Source organism: Agrobacterium tumefaciens, from assembly GCF_017726655.1.
In the GTDB taxonomy this organism is placed as follows: domain Bacteria; phylum Pseudomonadota; class Alphaproteobacteria; order Rhizobiales; family Rhizobiaceae; genus Agrobacterium; species Agrobacterium tumefaciens_B.
This window is the reverse complement of record NZ_CP072308.1, coordinates 345,742-360,653: the sequence shown is the minus strand read 5'-3', so window position 1 is coordinate 360,653 and position 14,912 is coordinate 345,742. Positions and strand designations below refer to the sequence as shown.

Sequence of the window (14,912 nt, the reverse complement as noted above, 5' to 3'; positions counted from 1 at the left end):
CCGGCGGACAGGCGGACGCATCGATAATTTCATTCCGGAATTGCTATAGCGGCGGCCCGCTTAAGAAACCATGCAAATATGCACCAAATTTCCGCACCGATTTTCATCAATCGTGATCAACGCCAGAGCGAAATCATCTATTTGCGCGGGTTGCGGGCGGTGAACTCCAGCACCTGCTGGCGACCGTTTTCGATCAGCCTTTCCATCTCGCGCCGCGCCGTAACCTCGTCGCGCTGACGAAATGCCTCGACAAGTCTCAGATGGGAGGCGGAGACATCGGAGATCTCGTTTGGATCGGTATCCGGGTTGCTCATCCGGAAAATGCCAACGAGCGCCGCCTTGATCAATGACCCCACCGTGCGCATGAACGGGTTGCCGGACATTTCCGTGATGAGCACGTGGAAATTCATATCCGCGAGCGCCCGTTTCTCCTTGGAATAAGCGGTATTTCCCATCTCGTTGGCATAGGCGGCGAGCCTGGTGATGTCTGCATCCTTCGCCCTGACGGCGGCGAGCGCGGCACCATAGGGTTCGAAAGCGTGGCGGATATCGTAGAGATGCAGCAGAAACTCGTCACTGACCCCGGCTTCGAAATGCCAGAGCAGCACTTCGCTGTCGAACATGTTCCAGCTGTCACGCTCCGTTACCCGCGTTCCGATCCGCGCCTTCGGCGAAATCATTCCTTTGGCGGTCAGCGTCTTCATCGCCTCGCGCAGCACGGTGCGGGAGACTTTCAGCCGCTCCATCAACTCGGCATCACCGGGAAGAATGTCGCCAGTTTTGAAGGTGCCGGAGACAATATCCAGACCGAGTTTGTGAACGACCTGTGCATGATTGGTCCGCAGCTTTCGAAAACCGATCGCTGCATCGAGCATTCCGCGCTGCAAATGTCATGTCCTTCCGTTCGGCTGGTGATCTCAAAAAATCGCGCCAGACGCGTATATCTCAAGTCAGATTATAGTGAAAAACATCAAGTTGCGTGAAAAGCAAAGGCAAACTTCGTTCAAGCAATAAAACCGGTGAAAATAACAAAGGCCGCGCATGAATTCATGCACGGCCTTTGTTGATGAAGTGGTCGCTACTCTCTCCCGTCATGCCAGACCTGATCCGGCATCCAGCCACGGCGTGTCTGCGCCGTCAGAAGACTCATTGCGATGAGGACTTGATCGCGCTGGATCCCGGCTGAAAGCCGGGATGACGGCGTGCGGATGCGGCCTATGCGACGCGCGTCATTACTGAGGCAGCTTGTCATCCACGCCGGCGACGTAGAAGTTGAGGCCCAGCAGCACCTTGTCTTCAGCCTTTTCGCCAGCCTTCAGCCACTCCGAACCGTCCTGCTTCTTCACCGGGCCGGTGAAGGGGTGCAGTTCGCCGGACTTGATCTTGGCTTCGGTTTCCTCAGCCATCTTCTTCACGTCGTCGGGCATGTTGGTGTAGGGGGCCATGGTCAGGATGCCGTCCTTCAGGCCGTCCCAGACCGATTCGGACTTCCAGGTGCCGTCAAGAAGCGCCTGCGTGCGCTTGATGTAATAAGCGCCCCAGGTATCCTTGATCGCCGTCAGCTGCGTCTCGGGCCCGGCCTTGATCATGTCGGAAGCCTGACCGAAAGCCTTGATGCCGCGCTCGGCTGCAACCTGCATCGGCGCCGTCGTGTCGGTGTGCTGCGTCAGGATGTCGACGCCCTGGTCGATCAGCGCCTTGGCGGCATCGGCTTCCTTGCCGGGGTCAAACCATGTGTTGGCCCAGACGACCTTGACCTTGAACTCAGGATTGACGGACTGTGCGCCGAGAACGAAGGCGTCAATGCCCATCACCACTTCCGGGATCGGGAAGGATGCGATGTAACCGGCAACGCCCTTTTTCGACATTTTCGCGGCGATCTGGCCCTGAATGTAACGGCCTTCATAGAAGCGCGAATTGTAGGTCGCAACGTTCTCAGCCGTCTTGAAGCCGGTGGCATGCTCGAACTTCACCTTCGGGAATTTCTGGGCAACCTTCACGGTGGCGTCCATGAAGCCGAAGGAGGTGGTGAACACCAGCTCACAGCCGGAACGGGCCATACGCTCGATAGCGCGTTCGGCATCCGGGCCTTCCGGAACGCTTTCGAGGAACGGCGTTTCGATCTTGTCGCCGAAGTGCTTCTGCAACTCTTCGCGGCCGATATCATGTGCCTGCGTCCAGCCGCCATCCGTGCGGCTGCCGACATAGATGAAGCAGACCTTCTTGGCGTCGGCGGCTTCAGCGGAGGAAACAACGCCTCCAAGTGCCGCGATGGAAGCGGCAAGTGCGATGACCAGTTTTTTCATTTTTACCCCTGTTGGTTTGGAGACTGGATAGTTTTTACCTGTCCGGCACGAAGGATTTGCCGAGCGATGCCGGTGTGTTGATCAACGTCGTGCGGCGATTATGCGAGATGATGACCAGCACGACAATGGTTGCAAGGTAAGGTAGCGCCGAAAGCAACTGCGACGGCACGCCGATGCCGAAGGCCTGCGCGTGCAGCTGTCCGATGGTGACCGCCCCGAACAGATAACCGCCAGCCAGCAGACGCCACGGACGCCAGGACGCGAAGACGACGAGCGCCAGTGCGATCCACCCGCGCCCGGCGGACATGTTTTCCACCCATTGCGGCGTGTAGACGAGTGACAGCTGCGCGCCAGCAAGACCGGCACACGCACCGCCGAACATGACGGTTAGATAGCGGGTCCGGATAACGTTGATGCCGAGCGCATGGGCCGAAGCATGGCTGTCGCCGATAGCGCGGATTTTCAGGCCCGTACGGCTCTTGAACAGGAACCAGCCTATGCCGGCGACAAGCGCTATCGAGAGGTAGAAGATCAGATCCTGCCGAAAGAGCAGCGGCCCGATGAAGGGTATTTCCGACAAGACAGGAAACACGATCGGCTGCAGCTTGATGCCGGGCAGGCCAACGAAGCTTTCGCCCAGCATGCCCGATACACCGAGGCCGAGAATGGTCAGCGCAAGGCCCGTCGCCACCTGGTTCGTCACCAGCGTCAGCGTCAGGAAGCCGAACAGCAGCGAAAACACCGCGCCCGAGGCAATGCCGGCAAGAATGCCGAGATAGGGCGAACCCGTCATATGCGCGGTCGCGAAAGCGCAGACCGCCCCCATGATCATCATGCCCTCGACGCCGAGATTGAGCACGCCCGAGCGCTCCACCACCAGCTCGCCGGAGGCGGCTATGACGAGCGGCGTCGCCGCGGTGATGACGGTGAGGAGAATGGCCTGAAGCATATCCATCATGCCGCTCCTTCTCTGCGATGCGCCCTGCCGGAAAAAACGACACGGATGCGATAGAAGATCAGCGTGTCGCAGGAGAGCACGAAGAACAGCATCAGCCCCTGAAACACGCGCGTGACCTTGTCCGAAACACCGATCGAAAGCTGGGCTGCCTCGCCGCCGAGATAGGTCAGCGCCAGAACCAGGCCGGAGAGGATAATGCCGAGCGGATTGAGGCGGCCAAGAAAGGCGACGATGATGGCGGTAAATCCATAGCCCGGCGAAATGCTGGGCTGGAGGTGGCCGATGGAGCCGGACGCCTCCGAAATGCCGGCAAGCCCGGCCAGCGCGCCGGAAAGCAGCAGTGAAAACCACACCATGCGGCTGGAGGAGAAACCGGCAAATCGCCCTGCCCGGGCCGACTGGCCAAGCACGGTGACTTCGAAGCCCTTCAGCATGTAGCGCATCATGAACCACAGCGCGATGGCCGCAACGATGGCGAAGACGAAGCCCCAATGCGCCCGGCCGGACGCCAGCATTTCCGGCAGCACGGCGCTTTCGTTGAAGGGTTTCGTCTGCGGAAAATTATAGCCCGCCGGATCGCGCCAGATGCCGCGCGTCAACCAGTCGAGAAACAACTGCGCGACATAGACCAGCATCAGGCTGACGAGAATTTCATTGGTGTTGAACTTGGTCTTCAACAGCGCCGGAATACCCGCATAAAGCGCGCCCCCGACAGCGCCCATCACCATCATCAGCGGCAGGATGAGCGGGGAATGCCAGTCGGGATAAAGCACTGGCAGTATGGAGCCGGTAATCGCGCCGATGGTGAATTGCCCTTCCGCGCCGATGTTCCAGTTGTTGGAGCGATAACAGATGGAAAGACCAACGCCGATCAGGATCAGCGGCGCGGCCTTGATCGCCAGCTCATGCAGCGACCACACTTCCAGCAGCGGCTCGACGAAAAAGGCATAAAGCGCATGGGCCGGATTTTTGCCAAGCATGGCGAACATGATGGCGCCGACCAGCAGCGTCAGCACCAGCGCCAGAAGCGGCGAAAGCAGGGTGAAAAGTTTCGAGACCCCTGCGCGTTTTTCAAGTTCAATGCGCATGCTGGGCGGCTCCCGAATGTGACGTGTGAATGCCGCCCATCAATAGGCCGATCTTTTCAAGCGTCATCTCCTCCACCGGATGAACATCGGAAAGCTTGCCGTCGGAAATGACTGCGATATTGGTGGCGACCTCGAAGATTTCATCGAGATCCTGGCTGATGACGATAACGGCCGAGCCGGCCTTGGCGAGATCGACAAGCGCCTGACGGATGCGGCTCGCCGCACCCGCATCCACACCCCAGGTCGGCTGGTTGACGACGAGCACGGAAGGCTGCCGATCGAGCTCGCGCCCGACGATGAATTTCTGCAGATTGCCGCCCGAAAGCGATCCGGCCAGCGGATCAGCGCCGCTCTTGCGCACATCCATGTTTTCGCAAATACGGCGCGCCGCCGCCTTGATCACCGAGCCCCTGATGACCCGCAGGAACCCGCCGGCGAGAAATGCCTTGCGGTCGGACCGCGCGCGCGCAAGCAACAGATTGTCGGAAAGGCTCATGCCGGGAACGGCAGCGTGACCGTGGCGTTCCTCCGGCACGAAGCCCGCGCCCATCAGCCGGCGGCCATTGATGCCGATTCGACCCACCGGCTTACCGCGCAGATGAATGGCATCATTATTGTAGACAGGATACTCGCCGGAGAGCGCATCGAACAGCTCGCCCTGCCCGTTGCCGGCCACACCGGCAATCGCCAGCACCTCGCCTGCGCGAACATTCATCGAGATCGATTTAAGCGCCACCGCGAATGGCGTGCGCGGTGCAACTGACAGCCCCATCACCTCGATCTGCGGCGCGCCGAGCGCTTCGCCCGTCGCCCGCGAGACGCTGGCGACATCGCTGCCGACCATCATACGCGCCAGCGACGCCGGCGTCTCCTTGCGCGGATCGCAAGCTCCCGTCACCTTGCCGTGGCGCAGGACCGTGGCGCGGTCGCAAATGCGCTGTACCTCTTCCAGCCGGTGGCTGATATAAAGCACCGAACGGCCTTCCGACTTCAGTTTTGCCAGCGTCTGAAACAGCTTGTCGGCTTCCTGCGGCGTCAGCACCGAGGTCGGCTCGTCGAGGATGATGAGGCGCGGGTTCTGCAACAGGGCGCGGACGATCTCGATCCGCTGACGTTCTCCGACCGAAAGATCGGCCACATGCGCGTATGGATCAAGCGGCAGGCCATAGGCGCGCGACAACGTCTCGGCTTCCTTGGCGATTTCCTTCAATGAAATTTTTGGGTCAAGCGACAGGGCGATATTTTCAGCAACCGTCAGCGCTTCGAACAGTGAGAAGTGCTGGAACACCATGCCGATGCCGAGCCGGCGCGCTTCGCTTGGCGAGCCGACGGATACCGGCTGGCCCTGCCACACGATCTCGCCTTCGCTTGGCGCGAGAACGCCGAACAACATCTTCACAAGCGTGGATTTGCCGGCGCCGTTTTCACCCAGAAGCGCGTGGATTTCACCCGGCGCGATATCGAGGTCAATGCCATTGCAGGCGGCAAAATTGCCGAAAAGTTTGGTCAGCTTGCGAACCGACAGGAGAGGCACGGCCTCTGGCGCCATAGTTCCAGTCACGAGTTCCCTCTCTCACCAGCCATCCATGCCTTCTGCGAGGCGTTTCAACGGCCGTGGTCATTGTTCCCAATCGCGCGGCAAGTCGTATGCAATGCTGCGCCATCATGATGTATTGATAACTGTTTTGCTGCTGCGCACAACTGAAAAAGACGGTGCTTAAATGCAATTTGCGCAAACAATAAACAGCTTTATCTTTTCATCATTCTGCCCCGAGCGACGGGAAAAACTGCAGGATTCCGCCAATGCAATAGAGGTAGATGCCGCTCGCCACAAAACCGATGACCGCCCAGGTGGGCGTCTGGAAGTGCATGAGCAGGGCATACCCGCCAAGCGCGCACCAGATGGCGACGACCAACAGATTAAGCGGCCGCAGCCGCTTCACCCGCACCGGGTGCAGGAAGTTGATCGGCAGGAATGTCAGGAACACGGAGACTGTCACGACAGTCATCGCGGTGGTCGCGCTGGCATCCATCACGAACAGGGTAAAGATCACCATGTTCCATACGACGGGAAAGCCCGAGAAGAAATACTCATCGGTCTTCATGCCCATATCGGCATAATAGATGGCGCTCGATACCACGATCATGCCGGCCGCCACAAACGACCAGGGTTCGCCGATCATGCCACTCTGGTAAAGCGCAAAGGCGGGCAGGAGCACATAGGTGACATAGTCGATGATATTGTCCAGCGTATCGCCGGACCAGTTTGGCAGTACTTCCTTGACCCGCACCTTGCGTGCGATGGGTCCGTCGATGCCATCAACGAGCAGCGCCAGCCCCAGCCACCAGAACATGTCCACGAAGCGGTGTTCGGAAGCCGCGACGACGCCGAGGAAGGCCAGAAATGAGCCGGATGCCGTCAGAATATGAACGGAAAAGGCGCGGATTTCCGCATAGGGAACACGCTTGTAGTTGAAAATTTTCATGGTCAGCGTCTGCGCCCCGTTTTTTTCATCCGCCCTGTTCCTTCCGGTATGCGGCCATTCACCACGCTTTGCAACCGGCTGATTTCGCTTATCCTAAGACTAATATAGCCCGGCCATCAACGAATCGTCTTGATGGCATGTTCCCGTACCCATGTGGATTTGCCCCGGCAAAGGCACTATGTTGGTGCGGAAATAACAATGGATCAGGACCATGAGACACTTTGATATTGCTATTACCGGTGCGGGCCTTGCGGGCCAGATAGCGGCCATCGCTTTGGCGCGCGCCGGCCGGCATGTGGTTCTCATCGCTCCCTCCAGCGGCCGCAGGGACCAGCGCACCACGGCGCTGATGGATCAGTCCATCCGATTCATGGATCGTCTCGGCCTGTGGCAGCGCATCGCCCCTTCGGCGGCTCGCCTTTCCACCATGCAGATCATTGACGGCACGGACCGGCTGCTGCGTGCGCCGACGGTCCAGTTCCGCTCGTCCGAAATCGGCCTTGATGCTTTCGGCTGGAACATTCCCAATGAAGCGCTGCTCGGCGTTCTCAGCGAAGCGGTTGAACAGGAGAACAATATCACGCGGCTGGAAACGACAGCGGAGACGATTGATATCGGCAATGACCGCGTCTCCGTAACGCTTGGGGACAATGAGGTCGTTTCGGCCGATTTTCTGATAGGGGCCGATGGCAGGAAATCGATGGTGCGGGAAGCGGCAGGCATCGGCGTCAAGTCGTGGACCTATCCGCAGACTGCCGTGGTTCTGAACCTCAGCCACACCCGCCCGCACGGCAATGTCTCGACGGAATTCCACACGCCGACCGGGCCTTTCACACAGGTCCCGCTGCCGGGAGATCGCTCCAGCCTCGTCTGGGTCGTCACGCCGGAGCAGGCGAAAGAACTGACCGCCTTACCGCTCGATGCGCTGAGCCTTAAGGTTGAAGAACGCATGCAGTCGATGCTCGGCACCGTGACCGTCGATGACAGCGTGCAGGCATGGCCGCTCTCCTCCATGACCGCGCATCGCTTCGGCAAGGGTCGTGTCGCCCTGATCGGCGAGGCTGCGCACGGCTTCCCGCCTATCGGCGCGCAGGGGCTGAACCTCAGCCTTCGCGACATTATTGCCCTGACCGAACTGCTGGGCGCCGTCTCCGACCGCCTGATTGCCGCAGACGCCGGCAGCAGTTTCGACCGCAGGCGGCGCGCGGACGTCTATAGCCGCACGCTGAGCGTCGATCTTCTCAACCGATCCCTGCTATCGGATTTTCTGCCGGTGCAGATGGCTCGGGCGGCGGGCCTGCATGTCCTCTCCGGCATCGGCACACTCAGGAGCATCGTCATGCGCGAGGGCATCGAGCCCGGTCGCGGACTGAAGGCCCTGCCCTCGCTCCTGTTCGGCAGCTTCAAAAAGGCTGGATGAAATAAACCACGCCCGTCAGCGTGAAGACTGAAAGCACCGTCGAGATCAGGATCGTGGCCGACGCCCTCTCCTGCCAGACGTGATATTGCTGACCGATGACGAAGACATTCGTCGCTGTCGGCAGCGCGGCCAGCAGCACTGCGGAATAAATCCACACCGGCTCGAATCGCCCGAGCGACGAGAGAACGAGATAAGCCGCAAGCGGATGCAGGATCAGCTTGGCCGGCACGATATAGCTGATTTCCACCGGAACCCGTTTCATCGGCCGCAGTGCCAGCGTCACCCCCATGGCGAAGAGCGCACACGGGGCGGCCGACTGCGCCAGATAATCCACCAGCCGCTGCACTGCCTCCGGTGGCTGCCAGGAGAACGAAGCGGCCAGAAAACCGGCGACGACAGACACGATGAAGGGATGGGTGATGACCTTGCGCGCGACATCCAGGGCAAGCCTTGCCGCCGAGCGCTTGTCGCCACCCGCAACCGCCATCATCGCTGGCGCCACGATGAAGTGGGCAGCATTTTCAAGACAGACGATCAGTGCCACCGGCACCGCCGCTTTTTCCCCTAGCGCCAGAAGCGCGATGCCCGGCCCCATATAACCGATGTTGCCGTAGCTCGCCGCAAAGCTCTGGATCGTGGTTTCGGAAAGACTGTTTTTCCGCACGAAGCGGCTGATCAGAAACACCAAGAGGAAAACGCCGTAGGTGCAGGCAAGGCTTGCCGCGACAAAATCCATCCGCCCCAGCTCTTCCACCGGCGTCTTGGAGACGAGCTTGAAAAACAGGGCCGGCAGCGCCGCGTAGATGATGAAGGTATTCAGCCAGCCCATCGCCTCGACCGGCTGCTTCGTGATACGCGCCGCCACGTAACCGATGAAGATCAGGCCGAAAAATGGCAACAGCAATCCCACGATATCGGCCACGATCATTCCCCTCGCCTAATATGTCAGCGGAGGCTTAGCCGATTTTCATCAGGATCGGAAAGGTCTCCTGGAACCAGATCGCCACATTGGTGATGAAACCGGACATGAAAGCGAGGCCGGTGAGCACCAGTAACACGCCCAGCAGCTTTTCAACCAAGCCGAGATGGCGGCGGAAGCGGACAAGGAAACGCATGAAGGACCCGGAAAACGCCGCCGCGATCCAGAACGGCACCGCAAGGCCAAGCGAATAGACTGCAAGCAGCATCGCGCCGTCGCCCACGGTATCACGCGCGGCGGCGACACCCAGGATCGCCCCCAGTACTGGACCTATGCAGGGTGTCCAGCCGAAGGCGAAGGCAAGCCCCATCACATAAGCGCCTGACACTGTCGCCGGCTTGCCCCCACTTTGAAACCGCGCTTCGCGGGCAAAGAGGCCGATGCGGAAAACACCGAGGAAGTTCAGGCCCATCAGGATGATGATGAAACCGCCGATCTTGGCGAGAATGTCGAGATTCTGGCGCAGCAAGGTGCCGATCGTCGAGGCGCCTGCCCCAAGCGCCACAAACACGGTCGCAAAACCCAGCGTGAAGAAAAAGGCCGAAAGCAACACCGCCCGGCGAATCTCCGGCCGCGGCGCCGCATCTTCCGCCCTGAACTGCTCCACCGAAACGCCGGCCATATAACAGAGGTACGGCGGCACCAGCGGCAGGACGCAGGGCGACAGGAACGAAAGCGCACCAGCCAGAAGGGCGCTGAAAAGGGAAATATCGGCGATCGACAAGAAAAACTCCGCATCCCGCAAAGCCGATGCGATTCCTTCGATTCGCCGCCGCTTTACACATTCATTTCGTGCATGTCATTGCTGCAAAAGGATTTCACCCATCGGCCCGACATGCCTGAGGCCGGTTTTAGCCCCAGCCGCCGCCTCTCTCCAATCACCTTTTTGGGGGTGCGACAAAAAAAACCGTATTGAGTGTTGAAACCGCTTTTTTTGGGTTGACCGAACGGATCGCTCTACCTATGTTCCGCGCACTTCCGAAGGGCAACCAAGCCCGCCGCGGGAGAGCGTAGCTCAGCCGGTAGAGCAACTGACTTTTAATCAGTAGGTCCAGGGTTCGAATCCCTGCGCTCTCACCACCTCAAAATATCTTTTCCGTTTCCTCATGAAAGACTTAAGCGCTCCGCGCCTGTCCGTCAGCCGCAATGCGTCAAAAGCTTGATATTGGGTGGATTGAAACCACGTGGCCGGCTCCCGCCGCCCACGCGCCGAGCCCGACGTTGATCTAGCTCAAGCTGTGCAGGTCAGCGATAAGCGTAGATGTAGCGCGCTATATTGTCGTAGAAGCTGGAAAGGTAGGCTGGCACGCGCTTTATGCGCGCGAATTTGCTCTTCTTATATTCCGCTCGTGTCGCGACCAGCGTATTCGGGTCGCCGAAGGGCAGGAAATCCTTGTCTGTCACGTAGACCTTTGTGCCGTAACCCCAGCCGCATTCCAGAGCGCGGTCGAAAGGCAGCGTCATGACGCGCGCGGCGTTTAGGAAGCGTTGCGCGGCGCGGCGCGAGATGATGTAGCATGCGGAAGACCCTTGCGGGCCGTAAATGCAGCGGCCGAAACTGTCGCCAAGCGCGCTGGTTCCGCGGCCCTTGAAACCTTTGCGGCGGTGGTTTGTCAGTTTCACGATCGCATCGTCCGGCATGATCGCAACGATCGCCTTTACCCGCTCCGAAAAATCAGGCGTGAAAGCGACGTCATCTTCGACGACGACGGCGACGGGCGCATCGGTCGACAGGAAGAGTTCCAGCGCCTTGATGTGGCTGGCATAACAACCATATTCGCCCGGCAGCGCATGGCGGCCATTGCGCAATTCAAAACCGCTTCGGTCGAAATCGCGCCAATTCTCAGGGGCAATGGTTTTACCATCGACACCGTCGACCGGCCGCAGATCAAGATCGAGGCCAGAGGCCCCCTCCAGCATTTTCTCCAGCCGCGCCCGCGCACGGGCAATTGAAATAATATAGACAGGAAAGGTGGAGATCGGCTGCATTTCGCGGGCACCATAAGCGGAAAATCGGATGGCCGCGTCCTACAGCAAAGAAAGCCTGGCGTCCACGGTTGCGGCGCTCGCGGGCTAACACGCCCGTGCGTTGGCTTACAATCTGATCAGTTGGGAATCAGCGACGCGCGGCGGTGCGGCGGCAGCGCCAGTTCCAGTCTCTTGGCTCGCCCGTATCCATATGAACGGACTCCGTGTGGCAATAGGTGCCCACCCCACCGCGATCCGGCAGGGACCGCAGATAGGTGGCAAGCTCCCACTTGGAAACACCCTTGATCTGAATGTCCGCGGCATCACACGTATAATGTTTGGAGCCCTGCCTGATGCCTTTCGGCGGGCGATAACCCGAGGTGACGATCGCCGGGCTATTATAGTGCCGCTCGACATCCTTGATCATGCGCACCAGTTCCGGCTTGAAACAGCCGACCTCGACGTGATCGGTCTGGAGAAACAACCCGTTCGGGGAGACACGCGTGAGGCCTGAAAGAGAGGCAAGCTTCATCAGGCCGGTCGGCTGGTCGTCTTCTTCATCGAGATGCGCATCATCAAACTCATCGGACATCACCGAGCGACCGTAAAGCGCAATGCCCATTGTTCCCCCCTGCCCTGCCGGCAAGGCCGCCACCTGCGTAGTATCAGCCGACCCGCTCTCGATCATCTTGGGCAGGCGCTTCTTGGCAGCCCCTGCGAAAAATGCCGCCAGCGTCACGCCCTTGCCATCACTTTCCGGCGCCTCACCTGCCGCATCCGAAGCCGGTTGCCCGGCAACCGCTGCCACCTGCCCGGAGGCCGGCTGCGGGACCGGCACGGCAACCGGAACCGGCTGGCGATTTTCCGTGTGCTGTTCCGCTGGCAGCTGAGCCGCCGGGGGCACGACCGGTGCTGAGACCGGTTGCGGTTGCGCCGCTGGCACGGGCGCGGAATAAACGCTGCTGACTGCGGGGACAATCCTGTTTGAAGCGGCTCCAGGTGCGCCTGTTACAACGGCGGGTGCGGCACTGGAATAGATGCTTGTCGTTCCAGCAGAAATCGCCGTTGGCTGGGTCGCCAGGCCGCCGATATCAGCGGCGGCGCCATAGGCCTGAGCCGGGGTGCCAGGAGCCTGGGGATGGACAGGTGCTGCCGCCGCACCGGCAGCGGACGCCACGGCGGGATCCACATAATGGCCGGGCTGGGTGGCGGCGGCAGACGCTGGCGCCTGGGGCTTTTGCGGCGCGGCAATTTCGGGCTTTTTGGCGGCGGCCGCCATCTCGTCGTCGGTCACTGCCGAAACGCATCCGGAAAGCCCAAGCAGCGAAACAGCGGCGAGAAAACGCTGACAGACAACGCGTCCTTTCGCGCTTTCGACAGATTTCATGGGTGCCTCCGTATCTTGCATTTACAACAGCAGCACGGGAACGGAATCGTCTGCTTTTCCAAAACGGAACAGGCCGTTTTTGATTCGAGGACTATGCCTCATCCTTTCGGGACAAGGCAAGAGCACCCGAAAACGCCGCTACCTCACCGGATAATCCCTACCAGGAACCGGTGTTCTGCATAGATATCCACGGCTCGGCTGGTGCGAGGCTTTCGCCTTTCTGCAAAATTTCGAATGAAATGCCGTCCGGTGAGCGCACGAAGGCCATGTGGCCGTCCCGCGGGGGCGGTTGATGACGACGCCGTTCTCCTGCAGGTGCGCGCAGAAGTCGTAGATATTGTCGACTTCATAGGCCAGATGGCCGAAGTTGCGACCGCCCGTATAGTCTTCGGTATCCCAATTATAAGTGAGCTCGAGGCAGGGAGCCTTGTTCTCCTTCGCCGCAGCAATGTCATCACGCGCGGCAAGAAACACCAGCGTAAACTTGCCCTTTTCGTTCTCGATCCGGCGTATTTCCGTCATGCCAAGCAGGTCGACATAGAATTTCAGTGATTCGCCAAGGTCTTTGACGCGAACCATCGTGTGCAGATACCGCATTTTAGCTCTCTCCATTACAAGGTCCGGAACCGATAAACGCCTGATGGCAAGCCCCGGACAAGGACGGCGACATAAAAGCAGCTGCGTAAATCAAAAACTAGGGCTTGCGTGAAACCGTTACCAAGATGTTAATCTGGCGCCTGGGAATCAGTTGACCGGTGTGTGGCGCGTAATCGAGGGGTTGGCAGGATATGGCTGATAGGATGTCATCGAAAACGATAGTCGATGTCGAGGACCTTTCGGGCGATGCCGTGGACCTGACCGAAATCACCGGTGTTGTAAAGTGGTTCGATGTCGCCAAGGGTTTTGGCTTCATCGTGCCCGATAATGGCACACAGGATGTGCTCCTGCACGTCTCCTGCCTGCGTCGCGACGGTTACCAGACAATCCTTGAAGGCACGCGCATTGTCGCCCTCATCCAGCGGCGCGACCGCGGCTTTCAGGCGTTCCGCATTCTCTCCATGGACCAGTCGACCGCCGTTCACCCCTCGCAGCTGCCGCCGGTGCGCACCCATGTCCAGGTGACGCCGTCCAGCGGGCTGGAACGCGCCATCGTCAAGTGGTTCAACCGCACCAAGGGTTTCGGCTTCCTGACGCGCGGCGAAGGCACGGAAGATATCTTCGTGCATATGGAAACGCTGCGCCGTTTTGGCCTGACGGAGCTCCGCCCCGGCCAGGTCGTGCTGGTGCGGTATGGCGACGGCGACAAGGGCCTCATGGCGGCGGAAATACACCCCGACAACCCGGTTTCGATGGGGATGTCGCACTAATGTCCGCCCTGCCACAATTGCTGAAGAGCGCCGTCGCGGCGCTTCTTTTTTTCGCATTTGCCAGCGCCGCACAGGCGCAGGAACGCGTGACCTTCACCTCCGAGCCGCTGGCGATTGAGACAGCGGAAGGAAAAACATACGATTTCACCGCCGAACTGGCATTGAACGATGCCCAGCGGGAACAGGGGCTGATGTTCCGCAAGTCAATGCCGCCTGACCACGGCATGTTGTTCGATTTCGATGAACCACGCGCCGTCGCCATGTGGATGCGCAATACGCTGATCCCACTCGACATGCTGTTCATCGGCAGCGATGGCCGAATCACCCATATCCACGAAAATGCGGTTCCGCATTCCGAAGCGATCATCAGTTCCCGTGGACCGGTCAAATTTGTGCTGGAGTTGAATGGCGGCGCCGCGCAACGCTATGGCATCAAGCCGGGCGATATGGTTCGTAGCGCGCAAATTGGCAACCGGAAGTGATGCTGCCGCGTTATTGCGTTTGAATGCGCCGGACGAAATGTCGCCCGGCTCTCGCAATAATCAGTAAACCGGCTCGATATGGCTCAAAATCCGGCAATTCGAAATGGAAGCGGCAAGGTTGATGGCGATATCGATCGCCTCAACGGAGTCAGCCGTGCCTTCGAGATAAATCGTGTCGTTCTCGACGCTTGCGGAAATACGCGACTTTTCAAGACCTGATTCGAAGGCCAGTGCCGAGGTGATCGCCTGGCATACGCCTGCCATGCGGTCGCCGAAGAAGCTTTCCTGAATGCCTGACATATTGAACATGTGCGTTCTCCTTCTTATGGACATACCAACGCTTGAGCGCCAGTTTTGTTCATCTCCGGTTCATCTATTCGTTCATCTTCCATTCATCTTGAAAAAATGGAACCCCCCTGCCGATCACATTTTAGGTGATCGGGAACAATTCCGTGAGGCCGGCATTACGCG

Annotated in this window: 14 protein-coding genes, 1 tRNA gene and 1 pseudogene; 4 read left to right on the top strand and 12 right to left on the bottom strand. The window is 59.5% G+C overall.

The window, feature by feature from the left end; translation table 11 throughout:
* Positions 1-137: 137 nt before the first annotated feature.
* The 6 genes from AT6N2_RS01920 to pcsA form a co-directional block, all read right to left on the bottom strand.
* Positions 138-875 carry a FadR/GntR family transcriptional regulator gene (locus tag AT6N2_RS01920; protein WP_063948785.1) on the bottom strand — a complete coding sequence of 246 codons (738 nt, stop codon included), beginning with the start codon at positions 873-875 and terminating at the stop codon, positions 138-140.
* Positions 876-1,232: 357 nt separating this feature from the next.
* Complete coding sequence (locus AT6N2_RS01915; protein WP_063948784.1) at positions 1,233-2,306, bottom strand: BMP family ABC transporter substrate-binding protein; 1,074 nt, start codon at positions 2,304-2,306, stop codon at positions 1,233-1,235.
* 34 nt (positions 2,307-2,340) lie between these two features.
* The gene (locus tag AT6N2_RS01910) at positions 2,341-3,261 is read right to left on the bottom strand and encodes an ABC transporter permease (protein WP_063948783.1); all 921 of its coding nucleotides are present in this window, start codon (positions 3,259-3,261) and stop codon (positions 2,341-2,343) included.
* Positions 3,261-4,352 carry an ABC transporter permease gene (locus AT6N2_RS01905; RefSeq protein ID WP_209088026.1) on the bottom strand — a complete coding sequence of 364 codons (1,092 nt, stop codon included), beginning with the start codon at positions 4,350-4,352 and terminating at the stop codon, positions 3,261-3,263. The genes AT6N2_RS01910 and AT6N2_RS01905 overlap by 1 nt, the downstream gene beginning before the upstream one ends.
* Entirely contained in the window at positions 4,342-5,901 is a 1,560-nt protein-coding gene (locus tag AT6N2_RS01900; RefSeq protein WP_209089586.1) for an ABC transporter ATP-binding protein, read from the bottom strand. Before AT6N2_RS01900 ends, AT6N2_RS01905 begins: the two co-directional genes overlap by 11 nt.
* 211 nt (positions 5,902-6,112) lie before the next feature.
* Entirely contained in the window at positions 6,113-6,838 is a 726-nt protein-coding gene (gene pcsA, locus AT6N2_RS01895) for a phosphatidylcholine synthase (RefSeq protein ID WP_063948780.1), read from the bottom strand.
* Positions 6,839-7,049: 211 nt separating this feature from the next.
* Here pcsA and AT6N2_RS01890 point away from each other — a divergent pair, with 211 nt between their 5' ends.
* Entirely contained in the window at positions 7,050-8,258 is a 1,209-nt protein-coding gene (locus tag AT6N2_RS01890; protein ID WP_063948777.1) for a UbiH/UbiF family hydroxylase, read from the top strand.
* Here AT6N2_RS01890 and AT6N2_RS01885 read toward each other — a convergent pair.
* Both AT6N2_RS01885 and AT6N2_RS01880 read right to left on the bottom strand, forming a co-directional pair.
* Positions 8,242-9,180, bottom strand: a complete 939-nt coding sequence (locus AT6N2_RS01885) for an AEC family transporter (protein ID WP_063949099.1) — start codon at positions 9,178-9,180, stop codon at positions 8,242-8,244. The two genes, AT6N2_RS01890 and AT6N2_RS01885, sit on opposite strands and share 17 nt — an antisense overlap.
* A 34-nt stretch (positions 9,181-9,214) precedes the next feature.
* On the bottom strand, positions 9,215-9,961 hold the full coding sequence (locus tag AT6N2_RS01880; protein ID WP_063949098.1) for a cytochrome c biogenesis CcdA family protein: 747 nt from the start codon (positions 9,959-9,961) through the stop codon (positions 9,215-9,217).
* A gap of 280 nt (positions 9,962-10,241) precedes the next feature.
* Between AT6N2_RS01880 and AT6N2_RS01875 the strand changes: the two genes are divergently transcribed.
* A tRNA-Lys gene (locus AT6N2_RS01875) sits at positions 10,242-10,317 on the top strand.
* Positions 10,318-10,482: 165 nt separating this feature from the next.
* Here AT6N2_RS01875 and AT6N2_RS01870 read toward each other — a convergent pair.
* The 3 genes and pseudogenes from AT6N2_RS01870 to AT6N2_RS01860 form a co-directional block, all read right to left on the bottom strand.
* Positions 10,483-11,226 (bottom strand): glycosyltransferase family 25 protein, encoded by a 744-nt coding sequence (locus AT6N2_RS01870; RefSeq protein ID WP_209088024.1) that lies wholly within the window; start codon positions 11,224-11,226, stop codon positions 10,483-10,485.
* Between the two features lie 127 nt (positions 11,227-11,353).
* Positions 11,354-12,592: a YcbK family protein gene (locus tag AT6N2_RS01865; protein WP_209088021.1), complete on the bottom strand. Its 1,239-nt coding sequence runs from the start codon at positions 12,590-12,592 to the stop codon at positions 11,354-11,356.
* A 157-nt stretch (positions 12,593-12,749) separates the two neighbouring features.
* Positions 12,750-13,189, bottom strand: a pseudogene (locus AT6N2_RS01860) (VOC family protein).
* 191 nt (positions 13,190-13,380) lie between these two features.
* Here AT6N2_RS01860 and AT6N2_RS01855 point away from each other — a divergent pair.
* On the top strand, positions 13,381-13,959 hold the full coding sequence (locus tag AT6N2_RS01855) for a cold-shock protein (protein ID WP_063948771.1): 579 nt from the start codon (positions 13,381-13,383) through the stop codon (positions 13,957-13,959).
* Positions 13,959-14,441 (top strand): DUF192 domain-containing protein, encoded by a 483-nt coding sequence (locus AT6N2_RS01850; RefSeq protein ID WP_209088019.1) that lies wholly within the window; start codon positions 13,959-13,961, stop codon positions 14,439-14,441. Before AT6N2_RS01855 ends, AT6N2_RS01850 begins: the two co-directional genes overlap by 1 nt.
* 60 nt (positions 14,442-14,501) lie before the next feature.
* On the opposite strand, the gene AT6N2_RS01845 is transcribed toward AT6N2_RS01850, so the two are convergent.
* On the bottom strand, positions 14,502-14,750 hold the full coding sequence (locus tag AT6N2_RS01845) for a BON domain-containing protein (RefSeq protein ID WP_063948767.1): 249 nt from the start codon (positions 14,748-14,750) through the stop codon (positions 14,502-14,504).
* Positions 14,751-14,912 lie beyond the last annotated feature (162 nt).

Coding starts and splice junctions, on each gene's coding strand:
- AT6N2_RS01920 (WP_063948785.1), bottom strand. CDS start 875: ATGCTCGATGCAGCGATCGGTTTTCGAAAGCTGCGGACCAATCATGCA.
- AT6N2_RS01915 (WP_063948784.1), bottom strand. CDS start 2,306: ATGAAAAAACTGGTCATCGCACTTGCCGCTTCCATCGCGGCACTTGGA.
- AT6N2_RS01910 (WP_063948783.1), bottom strand. CDS start 3,261: ATGGATATGCTTCAGGCCATTCTCCTCACCGTCATCACCGCGGCGACG.
- AT6N2_RS01905 (WP_209088026.1), bottom strand. CDS start 4,352: ATGCGCATTGAACTTGAAAAACGCGCAGGGGTCTCGAAACTTTTCACC.
- AT6N2_RS01900 (WP_209089586.1), bottom strand. CDS start 5,901: ATGGCGCCAGAGGCCGTGCCTCTCCTGTCGGTTCGCAAGCTGACCAAA.
- pcsA (WP_063948780.1), bottom strand. CDS start 6,838: ATGAAAATTTTCAACTACAAGCGTGTTCCCTATGCGGAAATCCGCGCC.
- AT6N2_RS01890 (WP_063948777.1), top strand. CDS start 7,050: ATGAGACACTTTGATATTGCTATTACCGGTGCGGGCCTTGCGGGCCAG.
- AT6N2_RS01870 (WP_209088024.1), bottom strand. CDS start 11,226: ATGCAGCCGATCTCCACCTTTCCTGTCTATATTATTTCAATTGCCCGT.
- AT6N2_RS01865 (WP_209088021.1), bottom strand. CDS start 12,592: ATGAAATCTGTCGAAAGCGCGAAAGGACGCGTTGTCTGTCAGCGTTTT.
- AT6N2_RS01855 (WP_063948771.1), top strand. CDS start 13,381: ATGGCTGATAGGATGTCATCGAAAACGATAGTCGATGTCGAGGACCTT.
- AT6N2_RS01850 (WP_209088019.1), top strand. CDS start 13,959: ATGTCCGCCCTGCCACAATTGCTGAAGAGCGCCGTCGCGGCGCTTCTT.
- AT6N2_RS01845 (WP_063948767.1), bottom strand. CDS start 14,750: ATGTTCAATATGTCAGGCATTCAGGAAAGCTTCTTCGGCGACCGCATG.